Consider the following 17,425-nt stretch of genomic DNA (forward strand, 5'->3'; position numbering starts at 1 on the left):
TTACATACATTCGATTTTCATGAAGCTAATCCTTTTTATTCTATGAGGTTACAGGAAAAGCATTCAAGGAATCCCTTTTCCATCTTATATATTTTTAGATTCTTTGTCATGACATTCGCTTCATCCGCGCTAACAGCTTCCTGTCTTCCAGAAAAACATCGCTTGTTGTTTTCGGAATGGTCCAGTTCCTCACAAGCTCATACTGATTTGTTTGCGTTCGTCGCAGGAGGTTCACATGGCATAAGATATTGAGGTATTGACGGAGCGCTTCTTGAGGCTGACGGAAGATTGACAGGGGAACATCCCTCAAGATAATATCTTTTTGTCTAATCCGGTTCCAAAAAGAAAAGGAAATTTCCTCCCATCTCACTACCGTCCCCACTGTCCGTTTTGAAAATAAATCAATGAGGACATACATCTGCCATATACAAGCAGGGGTTTCAATCATATAAAGCAAGGAATGAGGAATCCCCGCCTCTGCCGGAAAATGGGAAGGCGGAATGCCTTTCTCATAAAGGGTTTTTAAGAAGCTTTCATAATGCTTATTTTTATAAAGCATATACGATAACCTCCACTTCTTCTTTTTCTCCGCCCATACTTGAAAAATAGCAGTAAACGAATCCTTTCCAGGAGGGAAAAAGTGTAAGAAATCCATATGAGATAAGGGAATAACTTTAGGCAGTGCCAACACAATTTTTGGGGAAAACGGATAAATATGCTGAAGTTGAATAAGTTGTTGATCACTCGAAGAATAATAGAGAAGAAATGGGGTACGAGATGGAGATGTCCGAAGAAAATTCCACTCAAAAGGGGACAATTCATGGAGATACGTCGATAACCGTTTGTACCTTTTCGCACCTAAAATCCAAATCGGTGTATATCCGTTTTTCTCATACATCATCGTTCGTTTCCATAGAAGTTTTGGGGAAAGTGAGGAGCATTGAAATTCAATAGGAAATAAACCTTTTTTGTGTTTCACCATTAAATCAGGACGCTGACGAATAGATGCTAAATAAGGCTCTAGCTTCGTATCATACCGCTCGCTCAAGCTTGTAAAAAGCTGTTTTTTACCAAGAAGATGATACTCACTTTCTGCTTCTGACTCTCCTTCACATTTTTTCATACTCCAATGGGCAAAATGAGGGGTATTTTTATGGCCAACTTTCAGTTTCACTTCTTCTTTACATATGGGACAGTAAAATCGTTCCCTTTCCCTTAAATGACGGAGTTCTTGTCTTGACCAGTAAGAGAGAACAGACCTCCATTCCCCTTTCGCATTTTGTGCGGTAAACAACCTTTCTTCACTCCTTTCGTTTTCTCCCACAATGAATTCGCGAGAAAAGAGATTTTTCCTTTTCGTTCATGGTCTGTTCTTCTCTATTATAAAAGAAGCTCTGCCGTTTACATTGGCAGAGCTTCTTTTATAATAGTGGAGACAATAAGCGGCATGTGGATTCAAGCAACCGATGAAAAATCGACCTTTTTTCAAACTGCTCCAAATGAAGAGCTGTCGATTCCTCCAAATCTTGCATATACTCATACACCAGTTTTTGAGTACTTGGAGTGCGGTATAAAAATGCATTTACCTCAAAGTTTAAATGAAAACTTCTCATATCCATATTGGCGGTGCCAATCGAGGCTAGTTCTTGATCGACAATGACGATTTTGCTATGCATAAATCCTTTTTCGTATTCGTATATTTTCCCGCCGGCTTGAAGCAACTCTAAAAAATAAGAATGAGATGCATAAAAGACAATTCGTTTATCGGGCCTCTTGGGTACAAGAAGGCGGACGTCAATACCACTTAAAGCAGCTACCTTCAAGGCAGCGAAAATATCTTCATCTGGAATAAAATAAGGAGAGGCAATCCAAATGGATTCCTTCGCCGATGTAATCAATGAAAAAAACAAATGCTTAATCACTTGCCACTCACGATCCGGCCCACCAGCAATCATCTGAACACCCCCACAGTCTGCCGGGCTAATCGTATATAAATGTGGTGACAAATAAGTCGGCGTCAGCAACGTTTCACCGGTCATGTAATACCAATCTTGAAGAAAAATAAGCTGAAGAGAACGGACTGCTTCTCCTTGTACTTTCAAGTGTGTATCCCGCCAAAAACCGAATTGACGGCTATGCCCTAAATATTCATCTCCAATATTGAGCCCGCCCACAAATCCAATGCTTCCATCAATCACAATAATTTTACGATGATTACGAAAATTCATCGTATCATTGAAAAACGGAAGGCGTACCGGCAGAAATGGCACTATTTCAATTCCCTCTTCCCGCAACTCTTGAGTATATCGTTTCGACAATTGCCAGCTACCTACTGCGTCATACAAAAAGCGAACTTCCACACCTTCTCTTACCTTTTGTATAAGCAATTCTTTAATCTTTTGTCCAAGTGTATCATGACGAACAATATAGTATTCCAAATGAATATGATGCTTAGCATGCTGCAAAGCACTCAAAATAGCAGTAAAGGTTTCCTCCCCATTTGTGAGCGCTTGCGTTTCTGATGCAAATGAAATCGGCGTTTTGCCTAGTTTATTCGCTAATCTGAAGAGATGGCGCTGGTGCTCTCCCATCTGCTCCAAATGCTCATGGCGAACATGTTGCTCTCCTTCCACTTGTAATAACACCTGTTCATCTAGCTTTGCTTTCTTCTCAAACAACCGCCTTTTCCGAATATTCCTGCCAAAAAGCAAGTAAAAAAAGAAACCGAGCACGGGAAAACTCCCTAACACGAGAAGCCATGTAAGTGTTTGTGTTGGATGACGATTTTCCAGGGAGATAACAATCCCAATTAACACGACACTCATCGTCATTAATAAACTAAGTGCCCCAAGCCATTGGCTACTCCAATAGTTTTGAGTAATAAACAACAGACAAATAAAACCTACTATAAAGAATAGTAACTGTAATCGATTTTTCACAGTTTCTTCACCCATCTAACTTCCATTTTACTATCGCGCCCGAGACATAGATGACTGTACGTGGGACAACGGAGAACCAAACTCCTTCTTCACCCTTCTCTTTTAATGTCCCCCTATCTTATTCCTATTCACTCTACATTTCTTTTCATTTAAAGATTTTGTTAAGTTTCATAAAGAAATGCGTGAACGAATGGCGGAAACAGCGGGCGTAGCAAAAACAGCTTGAATCAACAAAAAAAGACCGATTTCTTAGTGGAAATCGGTTTTATTTTTGGGAGAAATAATGCTTTACTTGCGCTAAAGCTTGCTCCTCCATAATGATTTTTCCATATTCCTGAAGGCGGTGAACAGTCACAGGTGATTCGTTCCCATATTCCAGTAAAACACTTAAAATGTTATCTAAATCATGAACCATCTCATGCTCTTCTAAAAATTCCACATATAGGTAGTAACGTCCCTCGAACGAGTACAGCTGGTTCATTACATCATCCAGTTCCATTCGATGACTAAGGGAAATCACATCTTCAAAATCTCGGAAACGAATCACAAATTGAAGAGAATCATCTTCTGTTTCCAAGGTTTCTTGCTCTTTCAGTTCTTTAATTTGATTGAATTGCTTATCCAGTATGGATTCAATTTTTTCATCCACAGGGAAATCGATCTTTTTATCTTCCCCAATTGGCACTTCAAATTTCTGTCCATCTTTGGAAAGCTGCGCTTTTGTAACGATGACTTCAATTCCTTTTTCCATCGCCTGTACTTGTATCCAAAGCGGTCCTTCAACCGTAAATTCTTCTTCTTGATGAATTTCATCCATCATTTCCCAAAACAACTCTTCGCTTCGCTCTCGATTAAACCAAATTTCATGTCGATCAAACCCGCGGTCTTCTATATCAACGTAAGAAACGTAAAATTTCACGGTATTGTCGTTAATACGCTCAATATCCATTTAGACTCTCTCCCTTCTCTAAAGTCGGTTAAGGTAACGTCAGTCACAAGGGCTGTGAAATTACCTCTACTGCTGAAGGGACTACGCTACCCTCATGTGTAAGCAATATTATACTCACTTTACCCAAAAGTAAAGCGATATACTCTTTCGATACGAAACCCCCTAAGATTTCTTTGTACCTTGTACTTATATTTTATGATAAAATTCGTAAGAAGGGAAATAAAATATCTTTTTTTTCAACTGCTAACGGGCATTTCTAAAATAATCTTGTCCATATCCGCATATTCTTAAAATGAATATAAAGCAAAGACTGTAATTACATAGGGGGACTTAACATTGGATTTAGAACTTTTATCTGCCATCCTGCTCATTGTGGGAATTGATATTGTGCTTGGGGGCGACAATGCCATTGTCATCGCACTCGCGAGCCGAAATCTTCCCGAACAGCAGCGGAATAAAGCCATCTTTTTAGGGACAGGCTTAGCCATCGTCATTCGTATCGTACTGACTATCATAGCTGTTTATTTGCTTACAATTCCCTTTTTACAGCTAATAGGCGGGATTTTGCTTATTATGATTGCCTTCAAACTACTTGTCGATGAAGAAGATGATACAGCAAATATTAAAGCGGGCACGACACTTGGGGCTGCGGTTAAGACCATTGTTTTTGCCGATATTGTAATGGGTCTAGATAATGTGATCGCAGTAGCTGGGGCTGCTCACGGAAACATCTTACTTGTCGTTTTCGGATTGCTTGTTTCTGTGCCAATTATCATTTGGGGAAGCAAAATCATTTTGCATTTTATGGAGAAAGTTCCATCTCTTGTCTACATTGGGGCAGGGATTTTAGGATATACAGCTGGGAAGATGATCACTCATGAAAAGCGCTTGTTTTTCTTAATTGAACAGTATCCATTCCTAACTTACGGTATTCCAATTATCACGGTCATTCTTGTATTAGCCAGCGGTTATATTACTAACCGTATGCGTATGAGAGAAAGCTACCGCTAAAATAAAAAGACGGAGAAACCTACACTACAGGTTTCTCCGTTTTTTTATTTAGCTATGCGTATTAATTAGCATTTACAAGACGCTGTGCTTCCCGCAATTGGAACGTTCGTACTTTACGCGGCAAGAAACGGCGTATTTCATCCTCGTTATAACCAACTTGAAGACGCTTTTCATCAATGATGATTGGACGGCGCAATAGGCCCGGGTTTTGTTGAATTAATTCGTATAAATCCTGCAACGGCATCGCTTCGACTTGAACATCTAGTTTTTGGAACGTTTTAGAGCGAGTCGAAATAATCTCATCTGTTCCATCCTCTGTCATACGTAAAATTTCTTTAATTTCTTCAATCGATAACGATTCTGAAAAAATGTTTCGTTCTGTATATGGAATATCATTTTCTTCTAACCATGCTTTTGCTTTCCGACAAGAAGTACAACTAGGAGATGTATATAAAGTTACCATTAAAACCTTCACTCCTTTTTTAAATTAAAGTGACTGACCTATTCAAATTAGCGATTTTGCCGCCTGTTGACTTATACTACTATATATATTTCATCACTGAAAATGAAAATCGATATTAGTTTATAATAAGTTTAAAAAAATAATATATATTGGGTATTATACTATAAAAAATAATCGAATGATATATTTTTCTAAAAGTCAGAAAAAATTATTTCTACCTTGTCCAGTAATGAATTCTCGCTATTTATATACCACAGTTATACTACGGATAAACGTTGGATTTTGTTTCAAAAAATATTTATTTTTTTATTTCCAGCCTTCCTGGCAAAGACTAAGGTATGAACATAATGAACGGGGTGACCAAACATGCACAAAGCCTTTACATTACTTATCATACTGTTTTTCCTCACTTCTTGCGGACCGAAAGAAATTACAACTGAAGACCTTGAAAGCAGCGCGATTTCCGTCAAGACTGAACAAGTGCAAGCAAAAGACTTAAACAACACAGTGGAACTATCAGGCATTGCCGTTCCCTCTAAACAAATCCCCCTTTTTGCGCCTGCTCCTTTAACGGTGAAAAAAATCCATAAGCAGCTGGGAGATGCGGTTAAACAAGGAGACTTACTGCTTACACTTGATGAAAGTGCAGCGAAAAGTCAGCTGGAAAGCGCTCAAAAAGCAGCTTCTTCTATCAATGAAGCTGTCGAAAAAGCGGAGGCAGCAGCAACCTCTGCGGCAGAGGGCAAAAGTTTGGAACAAGCACAAGAAGAACTGAATAAAGCATTGACAGAAACCCAACAACAACTAAACCAAATACAAGATGGCAATGTTCCGCCTTCTGATCTCGTTAAAAATAGTCTCGAAATTGTTTTACAGCAAGCGGCTTTAGCACAGCAAACCCTTACACAGTTTCAAGCCGCTCAATCGTTGCTTCCTCAATTGAAGCAACAACAGCAGCAAGCAGCCAAAGCTGTCAAGCAAGCCGAACAGCTCGTCCAATCAACAAAAATGACCTCTCCGATTGATGGAGTCGTCGCAGAAGTTACAGCTGTAGAAAACGGAATGGCCCCACCAAATGCACCTGTCGTTACGATTATTAATCAAAATCAAATTGATGCGACTTTCCAGGTGAATAGTTATGTCGTTTCACAACTAAAAAAAGGCAAGAAAAGTACCATTCAATTTGACGGGATTGAGCAGCCATTTAAAACAGAGATTGGCAATGTGTCACCGACAGCTAACGCACAAACAGGCTTGTTTACGGTTCAAATGCCAATTCCAAATGAGAACCAGCTCGTCAAAGGTGGAATGAAAGCAACCGCAACCGTCACTGTTGACGCTCTAAAAAATGTACTTGTCATCCCTACTAAAGCGGTTTTATATGAAGAAAACGAACCATTTGTGTTCGTTTCCAAAAATGGGAAAGCTATTAAAACGGCTGTTTCTCTAGGCCTCCAAAGTGAAGACAGCGTTCAAATTCTTCAAGGGGTCACAAAAGATGAACGCGTTGTAGTAGATGGAAAAGAACGATTAAACAACGGAGACTCGCTTCGTGAAAGAAAGAGTGAAGAAACATGAACATTGTAAAGCTTTCTGTTATTCGCCCCATCGCTATGGGAATGGTCATTGTTTTAATGTTGATTCTCGGCGGAGTAAGCGCTAGAAATATGCCTGTTGACTTATTCCCCGAACTCACCTTTCCTGTCGCTGCCGTCACCGCCACCTATGACGGAGCAGGTCCAAAAGAAGTGGAAAATTTGCTCGCCAAACCGTTAGAAAATGCGATGGGGACCATTCCAAACGTTGAAGACGTCACCTCCATTTCACGAAACGGTGGATTATTAGTCCTTGTGTCTTTTAATTGGGGAACAGATATGGATTTTGCTACTTTAAAAATGAGGGAAAAAGTAGATGCTGTGAGAGATTTTTTACCTGCCGGTGCCCCTGCTCCTCGTGTTATGCGATTTGACCCGAGCGACCTGCCAATTATGCAGTTAGCCATCACAGGTGAACAGCAACAGTTTTCAACGTTAAAAAAGATGGTAGAAGAAGACATTAAACCACGCTTAGACGGCATTGATGGGGTTGCCTCTGTATCGATTGAAGGTGGTGCAAATCAGGAAGTTCAAGTAAACCTTGACCCTGAAAAATTAGCTTCTTACGGCTTAACGATTCCCCAGCTTCAACAAATCATCGGCTCTGAAAACATCAACTTACCTGCTGGAAGCATCCAAGACCAAAATCAAAATTTACCGATTCGAATTACGGGTCAATTCAAATCCATTGATGATATTGCATCGTTACCCATCCCAACAAACTCAGGGATTTTACTGCTGAAAGACCTCGCTGACATTGAAGAGGCGTATGAACAAACCGCTCAATTAAGCTATTTAAATGGCAAATCAGCTATTGGCATTTCCCTTTTAAAACAATCTGGGTCCAATACAGTGGAAGTAGCGGAAAACATTAAAGAAAAGTTGGACGAAATCAATGACCTTCTTCCTGAAAACATTGAGATGGAAACCATTTTCGATCAAAGTCGATTCATCAACCAATCCATTTCAGCCGTTTCTTCCAATATGCTGATTGGGAGCGTTCTTGCAGCAGGGGTTTTATATTTATTTTTACGAAACGCGCGAAGTACACTTATTATCGCCTTCGCCATTCCTCTATCGATTGTAACCACGTTCGTATTCATGTATTTTAGCGGACAAACATTGAATTTGCTTACACTTGGTGGGCTTGCATTAGGTATTGGGATGATGGTCGATAATGCTATTGTCATTTTAGAAAATATTTATCGCTCACAACAGCTTGGAATGTCACTTAAAGAAGCAGCTATTCAAGGTACACGAGAGGTTGGCACTGCGATTATTGCCTCCACATTAACAACTGTCATTGTCTTTTTGCCGATTGTATTTGTTGAAGGTTTAGCTGCCCAATTGTTTAAACCGCTCGCTCTTGTCATTTCTTTCTCGCTTTTGGCTTCTTTGTTTACCGCTCTTATTATTGTCCCGTTGCTGTCTTCTCTTTTTCTAAAAGTCAAACCGCAACAACGAGCTTCTAGCAAACGGTTTGCTTTAGTTCTGCAAAAGTATACCGACTTGCTAATCATCGTGCTGGCACACCCGAAAAAAACGATGGCCATCATCGTCAGTGCGCTAGCCTTGTCTTTAGCGGGAATTCCCTTTATCGGAACAGAATTTTTACCCGCTCAAGACCAGAGCTTTATTTCCATCACAGCTAAGCTGCCAGAAGGGAGTTCGCTTGAGGCAACCTACGAAAAAACAGAGCAGATTAATGAACAAATCAAGGATGTAAACGAAATAGATTTAATGTATGTGAAAGTTGGTGGAGCCGCAAATTTCTCATTTGGCGCTGGTTCGCAAACCAATCAAGCAAACTACAGCATTTTGCTAAAGCCCGTTGCCCAACGTTCACGCACCGACCTAGAAGTGGCAGAAGCGGTTCGAAAAAGACTAAAAGATGTCCCTAATATTGAAGCGGTTGTATCCGCTAGTGACTCCGGATTTTCGACCAATCCCATTTCTCTTAGCATTACAGGTCCTGACTTGCCAACCTTGGAACAAATTGCGAATGAAACAGTGTCCGTCATTTCTAAAATTGAAGGGGTACGCGAGCCGGCCTCGAACTATGAAACAGGCAATCCGGAAATTGTCGTTGAAATTGATCGAGCAAAAGCCGCTGCATACGGCATCGGAAGCACCCAAATTGCCTCAGCTATTCATGATGCAACAAAAGGCGTTGTCGCAAGTAAACTTGCCCGAAACGGCGAAGAACTGGACATTCGCCTCGTAGTGGAAGAACGCTTTACGACCTCTATTTCTAGCTTAGAAAATTTACTAATTAAAGCACCAACGGGAGCGAATGTTCCGCTGCAAGCCATCGCCACAGTTTCCAGAGGACAAGGACCTTCCCAAATCGTACGGACAAATAGACTTCGTGAAATTACGGTGAACGCCGACATTTTAAACAGAGATTTAGGCAATGTCACGGATGATATTGAAGCGGCACTAAAAGAAAACATTTCACTTCCGAACAATCAATACAAAATTTCTTTTGGTGGACAAAACGAACAAATGAATGATGCATTTTACAAACTTTCTCTCGCTTTAGCACTTGCAGTCGTTCTTGTATATATGGTCATGGCCGGACAGTTTGAATCCTTTTTCTACCCGTTCATTATTATGTTCTCGGTTCCACTTACCATTATTGGTGTTGTGTCAGGCTTACTCATTACGGGAGAACCGCTTGGCGTCGGTTCGCTCGTAGGCCTTCTTATCTTAACAGGCATCGTCGTCAATAACGCCATCGTCTTAATTGATTATCTGCAACAGCTCAAAAAAGACGGCTACGAATTGAAAGAATCCATTCTATTGGCTGGACCGACACGGCTTCGCCCAATTTTAATGACTACCTTAACGACCATTCTTGGTCTCATCCCGCTCACTCTCGGGTTCGGGGAGGGAACAGAAGTCCAACAACCGATGGCCATTGTCATTGTCTATGGATTGAGTTTTGCTACTATTATTACCCTTGTTTTTATTCCCGTCGTCTACTATTTGTTTGAAAAACGAAAAAACAAAAAACAGGAACAAGCGGTTCATCGTTAGTCCGCTTGTTCCTGTTTTTCTTGCTTGTTAAATATCGGCTAAAATGTCTCCTTCATTCCGATTTTCATCGAGCGTCAACACTTCTTCCACCGGCTGATACGACTCCCCGTACCATTTTGTATCCTTATACGTATGAATCATCTCATATGTTCGTTTCATTCCTTCAAAGATGGTTTCTTCACTTTCTTGTGTTGGGGACCAATATAAAATTTCCATTTGATTAATTTCATTTGTTGCCAACGAGCGTCGATGATAACCAATGGACTGTGCATGTTCAAAGCCTTCTCGTTTATAAAAACGCAGTCGTTTTTCTGTATCGCTATCTTCATAATTAACAGGCTCTACTTCTAAAATAATCGGCTTCTCTTTTTGCTTCAACTTCTCCATTAATTGGTGCCCAAGTCCCTGCCCTCTCGACTTTGTAGATACAAATAAGTAATCAATGAAGACAAAATCATCAAGTTCAACGTACATAAGTACATGATGTGGCCCTTCATCTTTATGATAAATATCTCCTCGCTCCTTTAAGAGCGCTTCAATATGTTCTTTTGACTTCATTTCTTCAATGGGAAAATATTGACTTAACTTTTCATACCAATTCATAGATGTCCTCCTTTAATCCGCTCCCTGCATTCTCTTCACTTTACAGCAGCTTTCTGTTTATTGTTCCCTATCTCTCTTTTTCTCACCTGCAGTCTTTATTTTTCTTTTCCCTTCTTTCTCCACTTCAAACATTTTTCAGAAAATTCCAAGATATTACCCTTTCGTTATGAGCGTATTTCTTCTACAATAGAAAGAAAGAGACTTTTATCAAATTGGAGTTGAGAAAATGGGCGCATTTGCATTCGATTTTTTTCTATTAGCCACTTTGATTATCGGAATTACCGCACTCATGGGCGTCATCTTAAACGGCATCGGAGAAAACTTCTTTGGCGGTAAAGAAAAAAATAAGTTCTTCAATCGTTCTGCTAACATTCAAACCGGTTGGAGCGAAGTGGGGGGGAAAGCGAAGAAAAAACGGTAAAGACAAAAGAAAAACGACCTCAACTGAGATCGTTTTTCTTTTATGCCATATTCTCTTTTTTATATTGTGCAAACTCAGCTTCCGAGCATGACACATAATGCCCCGGCTTTACTTCACGCAAGACCGGCTCTTCCGTTCCATAATTATGGGCACTCGGATCATACACTTGTCGAACACGCGTACGTTCTGACTCTGGATCCGGCTGTGGAATTGCTGAAAGCAGTGCTTTTGTATAAGGATGAATTGGGTTTCGATACAAATCATCACTTGCCGCAAGCTCGACAATGCGGCCGCGGTACATCACGCCAATTCGATCGCTAATGTATTTTACCATCGATAAATCATGCGCGATAAATAAATACGTTAGGCCACGTTCACGCTGCAATTGTTTCATTAAGTTGACCACTTGCGCCTGAATGGATACATCCAGTGCAGAAATAGGCTCATCGGCAATAATAAAGTCAGGTTGTACCGCCAATGCACGGGCAATCCCAATACGCTGGCGCTGACCGCCTGAAAATTCGTGCGGATAACGGTTCGCATGTTCGCGGTTTAAACCGACTGTCTCTAACAATTCATATACTTGGTTCATGCGTTCTTCTTTTGATTGAGCCAAGCCATGAATGTCAATGCCTTCTGCGATAATATCAGCTACCGTCATACGAGGGTTCAATGATGCATAAGGATCTTGGAAAATCATTTGCATCTTGCGATTGAATTTTTTCCGTTCGGCTTTTGACTTTTTGCCATGAACATTTTCACCGTCAAAAATGACTTCACCTGAAGTTGCTTTATATAATCCAATAATTGTTCGGCCAGTCGTGGATTTTCCACAACCTGATTCTCCTACAAGTCCGAGCGTTTCCCCTTTAAAGATGTCGAAGGTCAGACCATCTACAGCTTTAATGACACTTCCTTTACCTGTATCAAAGTGTTGCTTCAACTCTTTAATTTCCAGCAATTTTTGTTGTGCTGCCATTTTATTCACCGTCCTCTACTAACACAGGTTTGGCATATGCATTCGCCAGCTGACGCATGCGTCGCTTAACCGATTCCGGCGGCTCTACTTTCGGCGCGTCAGGATGAAGCAGCCAAGTTTTTGCATAATGTGTGTCTGATACTTTAAACAGCGGCGGCTCTTGCTCAAAATCAATCTTCATCGCATAAGGACTCCGAAGAGCAAACGCATCTCCTTTTGGCGGATTCGTTAAATCCGGCGGTGAACCTGGAATAGCCGCCAACTCTTCCTCTGTACTGTTTTCAAGGTCTGGCATGGACGCTAATAATCCCCATGTATACGGATGCTGAGGATTATAGAAAATTTCATCAACCGTTCCTGTTTCCACAATTTGGCCTGCATACATAACCGCTACACGGTCAGCAACATTGGCTACAACCCCTAAATCATGGGTAATGAAAATGATTGATGTATCCATTTTTTGTTGAAGCTCTTTCATTAATTCCAAAATTTGTGCTTGAATGGTTACATCAAGCGCTGTTGTCGGTTCATCCGCAATTAAGAGCTTTGGATTGGAAGCAAGCGCAATTGCAATCATGACACGCTGTCTCATCCCACCGGAAAACTCATGTGGATATTGAGTTACACGTTTTTCAGGAAATGGAATGCCGACTAATGTTAACAGTTCAATTGCCCGCTCTTTTGCTTGCTGTTTTGACATGTTTTGGTGCTTGATGAGCACCTCCATAATTTGCTGACCAACCTTCATGGTTGGATTCAGCGACGTCATCGGATCTTGGAAAATCATTCCGATGTCTTTTCCGCGAATTTGCTCCATTTGTTTGTCCGTTTTCGTCACAAGGTCTTCTCCGTTAAATAGAATTTGACCGTTTGTAATTTTACCTGGAGGCATTGGAATTAAACGCATAATCGTTTGAGAGGTCACACTTTTCCCCGACCCTGATTCCCCTACAATGGCCAGCGTTTCTCCTTTATCCAAGTGAAAATTAACACCGCGGACAGCCTTAACTTCTCCCGCATATGTTTGAAAGGCCACTTCCAAGTCTTTCACTTCTAATAAACGTTCCATGTCTTATCACTCCCTTATTTGCGTAATCTTGGATCTAATGCGTCACGTAAACCATCACCGATGACATTAAATGCAAAAATCGTTAAGCAGATAAATGTAGCCGGGAAGAATAAGCGCCATGGGTAATATTGTAAAGCCGGCAACCCTTCAGATGCCATCGTTCCCCAACTTGCCAGTGGAGCCGGTACACCCAATCCTAAATAACTTAAGAAAGCTTCTGTAAAAATAGCAGATGGAATGGTTAATGTCATCGTTACTAAAATAGGTCCCATCGCATTCGGAATTAAATGTCTAAATAAAATTCGTTTCGTATCTGCCCCTAACGTTTGAGAAGCAAGCACATATTCTTGTCCTTTTAGCTGTAATACTTGTCCCCGAACAATCCGCGCCATGTTAATCCAGCCCGTGATGGTCATCGCCAAAATCATGGTTCCTAGACCTTGATCCAATACGACCATTAATAAAATAACGAGTAATAAGTACGGTACACCCCATAAAATATCTGCAAAACGCATCATCATTTCATCTGTACGTCCACCACGGTAGCCGGCAATACTTCCCCAAATAACCCCGATTACTAAATCGATAATCGCTGCTGATAAACCGATAAATAAGGAAATTCGAGCTCCTACCCACGTACGAGTAAACACGTCACGACCTAACTCATCTGTGCCAAACCAATGTTCACTAGATGGCGGCTCGTTTGTGCTCATTAAATCGTTTGTGGCATAGTTATACCCCGTCATCATTGGTCCAAAGACAGCCATAAATAACAATAGTGCGAGCAACACAACTCCGAACATCGCCAATTTATTTTTGCGGAAACGAAGCGACACGTCTTTCCAAAATGAAAGACTCGGCTTCGATATTCTTTCTGCTTCATTCAAGTCCACCGTAGCGGGCTGAAACATCTCCTTTGGAATTTGCTGCATGGTTTACTCTCCTTTCTTTCCGCCTGTCAGCTTAATTCGTGGATCGATTAGTCCGTATGCAATATCAACAATTAAAATACTCACAAGTAACAAAATACTATAAAAGACCGTTACACCCATGATGGTTGTATAATCACGGTTTGAAATACTTGTGACAAAGTAAGAACCTAAGCCTGGAATACCGAAGATTTTTTCAATAACGAAGCTTCCTGTTAACACACCCGCAGCTAGCGGACCCATATATGATACAACTGGCAGCATCGCATTGCGAATCGCATGTTTAATTGTAATGACTGGTCGACTTAGTCCTTTTGCTTTTGCTGTTTTAATATAGTCATTGCTTAACACTTCAAGCATACTTGAACGAGTTAAACGAGCAATAAACGCCATTGGCGTAGATGCTAACGCAAGGGCCGGCAAAAAGGTATGCGCCCACGATTCCCAACGCGCAACTGGGAACAGTCCAAGTTTCATCGCTAAAAAGTATTGCAGCACAGTCGCCATAATAAAGCTTGGTACGGAAATTCCAAGTACAGCAATAATCATCGCCGTGTAATCCTTCCATTTATTATGATTCAATGCCGCGATGACACCGAGCAGCACACCAAATGCCAGCGCCAAAAAGATTGCTTCCATCCCAAGGGTGAAGGATACAGGGAAGCCGGTATTAATTAAATCATTCACTGTTTGTCCTTTATATTTAAATGATGGTCCGAAGTCCCATTGTGCAATAGATGTTAAATAATCAAAATACTGCATATACCATGGCTGATCCAATCCGTAATATGCATTTAAGTTTTTCTCAATCTCCGGTGGCAATTGTTTTTCAGACGTAAAAGGCCCACCCGGAGCCGCTCTCATTAAGAAGAACGTTGCCGTAATAATTAAGAAAAGGGAAAGAAACATATACAGCAAACGTTTGCCAATATACTTAATCACATGTAACACCTCCATAATTTAACAACTACATCGTATCAGAAAGAAAAGTATATGGAGAATCCTCCATATACCTTTCCATTGCCATTCATGATTAGTTTTACAATCCCGTTATCTCTTATTCAAAGTAAGCCCATTTAAATTGAGCATCCCCTAAACCAGATACCGCTACATCTTTTAAGTTATCTACTTGAACCCACGTATTTGTGTAGAAGTAGATTGGAATGATTGGCATTTCATCCATTAAGATTGCTTCTGCTTCTTTTAACATGTTAAGACGTTTTTCAGCATCTTGTTCTTTTGCAGAATCGATTAACATTTGTTTATAAGTTGGGTTTTCCCAGTTTGTATCATTGTTTCCGCCTTTTTTATCGCGGTAAAGCTCTAAGAAGTTGATTGGATCGTTAAAGTCTCCTAACCAACCCATACGACCGATTTGGTAATCACCGCTATGAAGTTTTTCAATGTATACTGCCCACTCAGCGTTATCAAGTTCTACATTCACACCTAAGTTTTCTTTCCACATGTTTTGAATAGCTTGAGCAATTTTCGCATGCTTATCATCTGTGTTGTAAGAAAGCTTAATAGCTGGTAACTCCGAAACATCCGTTAAGCCCATTTCTTCTAAACCTTTTTGAAGATGCTCTTTCGCTTTCTCGATGTTGCCATCTTCGAAGTAGCCTTTTTCATTCTCTTCAAACATCGTTGGCGGTACAGCTGCCATTGCAGGGATTACGCCATCTTTTGTAATGTTTTCTGTAATGCCTTTACGGTCGATTGCATATGCTAACGCCTTACGAATGTTAACATTGTCTAACGGTTTTTGTTCTGTGTTTAATTTGTACCAGTACGTACCAGCAATCGCTTGAATGTTCAGCTTGCCAGAATCTTTTAATTGCGGAATCGCTTCAACTGGCAATTGACCTGTTGGCATACCTGCCCAGTCTAACTCACCATTTTCAAACATTGATAATTCCGTATTATTATCATTTACCATGTACATGTCGATTTTGTTCAGTTTGACAGCATCTTTATCCCAATACGTATCGTTTTTCTCTAAAACGATTTTATTGCTGTGCTCCCAAGTGACCATTTTGAATGGTCCATTAGATGTATAGTTTTCACCTGCATCTGTGTACCATTTGTCATTTGCCTCAGCAATTTTGCTGTTAACCGGCAAGTACGTGTAGAAAGCTGTTAACTCTAAGAAAAAAGGAGTTGGGTTTTCAAGCTGTACTTCTAATGTTTTTTCATCAACTGCTTTAACCCCTACTTCTTCAACACCTACTTTTCCTTCATTCGCTGCTTGACCATTTTTCAAATAATAAAGTTGATAAGAGTATTGAGATTCATTAGACGGATCTAACACCCATTTCCATGCATATTCAAAGTCTTTTGCAATAACAGGATCACCGTTTGTCCAAGTTGCATCTTCACGGATTTTAAATGTATATGTTTTCCCGTCTTCGCTCACTTGTACATCTTCTGCCATCGCATTTTGCGGCTTATCATCTGGACCAATTCGCGTTAAGCCTTCAAATGTTTGACGTAGTACCCCACCAGATACAGAGTCGTTAGCTAGACCTGGATGTAATGAGAATGGTTCTGTTTTAATATTGACACGAAGCTCTTGTTTAACTTCACCGTCTTCCTTTTTGTCTTCGCCCGCAGAATCATTATTGTTGAATCCACATGCTGACAAGAAAAGTGAGAAGACAAGAAGTAGTGTGAACATAAGAGATAATCTTTTCTTCATTTTTTTCCCCCCAATAATGGTTAATTTATTTAATAAATAAAATTCCACTTTTTCCAAATAACTATGCATTCTTTATTATTTTTCAAATTGATAGAAATAAAAGTATTCGTAGAATTATCAAATTATTTAACAGACAACAATTGCTAAATAATTTACGTCATCATTTAACACCGCTTTAACTAATCAAAGGACCTTCACAACAGGTTGCTAAACCCTCTTGAATGAGCCCACCTAAGTGGACGGTGCCAACCTCATAAGGAAGATACCATCCACTTAGTCTAGAACATTTAATTATGATTGTTCTTTCGTCATAGCAAATGTTCCAGGACGATTTATACAGTATAGATGAAAAAAGATCATCCTCTACACTTGATTCGACCACAACTATGTTCTCTCTCTGCTTTCTTACATATGTATCAAATGTAGAAGATATCTTCTGTTGTCTTTTTTCTTCTTCTATTCCTATTTTTCTGAAAAATTAAATGAATGTAAATTATTTGTGAAAATTTATTTATTAAAACTTATTATAAATAGTTTAAAAATTTATTGCAATACTATTTATTAAATGTATTTTTTTGCAATTCACTCAAAAACAGGTCTTTTTATCTGTTTTTTTTGAACAACTATTCTTTTTTACCAAAAAATGAAAGCGATTTCTGTATAAAAATGTCAAATTTTGTCGAATGTAAAAATACATTTTTTTTATATATCAATATTGTAAGTATTTCGTCTA

General features: G+C 39.9%; 14 protein-coding genes. 4 read left to right on the plus strand and 10 right to left on the minus strand.

What is annotated here, in order from left to right; translation table 11 throughout:
• Positions 1-106: 106 nt before the first annotated feature.
• From ACXAEO_RS17530 to mecA, 3 genes are all read right to left on the minus strand, one after another.
• A complete protein-coding gene (locus ACXAEO_RS17530) occupies positions 107-1,294 on the minus strand; it encodes a competence protein CoiA (protein ID WP_474883311.1) in 1,188 nt (395 codons plus the stop codon).
• 127 nt (positions 1,295-1,421) lie between these two features.
• Positions 1,422-2,939 carry a cardiolipin synthase gene (cls, locus tag ACXAEO_RS17535; RefSeq protein WP_474883312.1) on the minus strand — a complete coding sequence of 506 codons (1,518 nt, stop codon included), beginning with the start codon at positions 2,937-2,939 and terminating at the stop codon, positions 1,422-1,424.
• Positions 2,940-3,204: 265 nt separating this feature from the next.
• Positions 3,205-3,888: an adaptor protein MecA gene (gene mecA / locus ACXAEO_RS17540; protein WP_474883313.1), complete on the minus strand. Its 684-nt coding sequence runs from the start codon at positions 3,886-3,888 to the stop codon at positions 3,205-3,207.
• 336 nt (positions 3,889-4,224) lie between these two features.
• Here mecA and ACXAEO_RS17545 point away from each other — a divergent pair, with 336 nt between their 5' ends.
• Positions 4,225-4,899, plus strand: a complete 675-nt coding sequence (locus ACXAEO_RS17545; RefSeq protein WP_474883314.1) for a TerC family protein — start codon at positions 4,225-4,227, stop codon at positions 4,897-4,899.
• Positions 4,900-4,960: 61 nt separating this feature from the next.
• Here the strand turns inward: ACXAEO_RS17545 and spxA are convergent, their stop codons facing one another.
• Positions 4,961-5,362, minus strand: a complete 402-nt coding sequence (gene spxA, locus ACXAEO_RS17550) for a transcriptional regulator SpxA (protein WP_474883315.1) — start codon at positions 5,360-5,362, stop codon at positions 4,961-4,963.
• Between the two features lie 366 nt (positions 5,363-5,728).
• On the opposite strand from spxA, the gene ACXAEO_RS17555 reads away from it, so the two are divergent.
• Positions 5,729-6,940 (plus strand): efflux RND transporter periplasmic adaptor subunit, encoded by a 1,212-nt coding sequence (locus ACXAEO_RS17555; RefSeq protein WP_474883316.1) that lies wholly within the window; start codon positions 5,729-5,731, stop codon positions 6,938-6,940.
• Positions 6,937-9,996, plus strand: coding sequence for an efflux RND transporter permease subunit (locus ACXAEO_RS17560; RefSeq protein WP_474883317.1), 3,060 nt, complete (start codon positions 6,937-6,939; stop codon positions 9,994-9,996). The genes ACXAEO_RS17555 and ACXAEO_RS17560 overlap by 4 nt, the downstream gene beginning before the upstream one ends.
• Before the next feature lie 27 nt (positions 9,997-10,023).
• Here ACXAEO_RS17560 and ACXAEO_RS17565 read toward each other — a convergent pair whose 3' ends face one another.
• Positions 10,024-10,599 (minus strand): GNAT family N-acetyltransferase, encoded by a 576-nt coding sequence (locus ACXAEO_RS17565; protein ID WP_474883318.1) that lies wholly within the window; start codon positions 10,597-10,599, stop codon positions 10,024-10,026.
• Positions 10,600-10,825: 226 nt separating this feature from the next.
• Between ACXAEO_RS17565 and ACXAEO_RS17570 the strand changes: the two genes are divergently transcribed.
• Entirely contained in the window at positions 10,826-11,020 is a 195-nt protein-coding gene (locus tag ACXAEO_RS17570; RefSeq protein ID WP_474883319.1) for a hypothetical protein, read from the plus strand.
• 40 nt (positions 11,021-11,060) lie between these two features.
• Here the strand turns inward: ACXAEO_RS17570 and ACXAEO_RS17575 are convergent, their stop codons facing one another.
• The 5 genes from ACXAEO_RS17575 to ACXAEO_RS17595 all read right to left on the minus strand — a co-directional run bounded on the left by ACXAEO_RS17575 (position 11,061) and on the right by ACXAEO_RS17595 (position 16,692).
• The gene (locus tag ACXAEO_RS17575; RefSeq protein ID WP_474883320.1) at positions 11,061-11,999 is read right to left on the minus strand and encodes an ABC transporter ATP-binding protein; all 939 of its coding nucleotides are present in this window, start codon (positions 11,997-11,999) and stop codon (positions 11,061-11,063) included.
• 1 nt (position 12,000) lies between these two features.
• Positions 12,001-13,068, minus strand: a complete 1,068-nt coding sequence (locus ACXAEO_RS17580) for an ABC transporter ATP-binding protein (RefSeq protein ID WP_474883321.1) — start codon at positions 13,066-13,068, stop codon at positions 12,001-12,003.
• A gap of 14 nt (positions 13,069-13,082) precedes the next feature.
• Positions 13,083-14,000 (minus strand): ABC transporter permease, encoded by a 918-nt coding sequence (locus ACXAEO_RS17585; protein WP_474883322.1) that lies wholly within the window; start codon positions 13,998-14,000, stop codon positions 13,083-13,085.
• A gap of 3 nt (positions 14,001-14,003) precedes the next feature.
• A complete protein-coding gene (locus ACXAEO_RS17590; RefSeq protein ID WP_474883323.1) occupies positions 14,004-14,939 on the minus strand; it encodes an ABC transporter permease in 936 nt (311 codons plus the stop codon).
• Positions 14,940-15,054: 115 nt separating this feature from the next.
• Positions 15,055-16,692, minus strand: a complete 1,638-nt coding sequence (locus tag ACXAEO_RS17595) for a peptide ABC transporter substrate-binding protein (protein WP_474883324.1) — start codon at positions 16,690-16,692, stop codon at positions 15,055-15,057.
• Positions 16,693-17,425 lie beyond the last annotated feature (733 nt).

The sequence above is a fragment of the Bacillus sp. ABA4_010 genome (genome assembly GCF_056159105.1).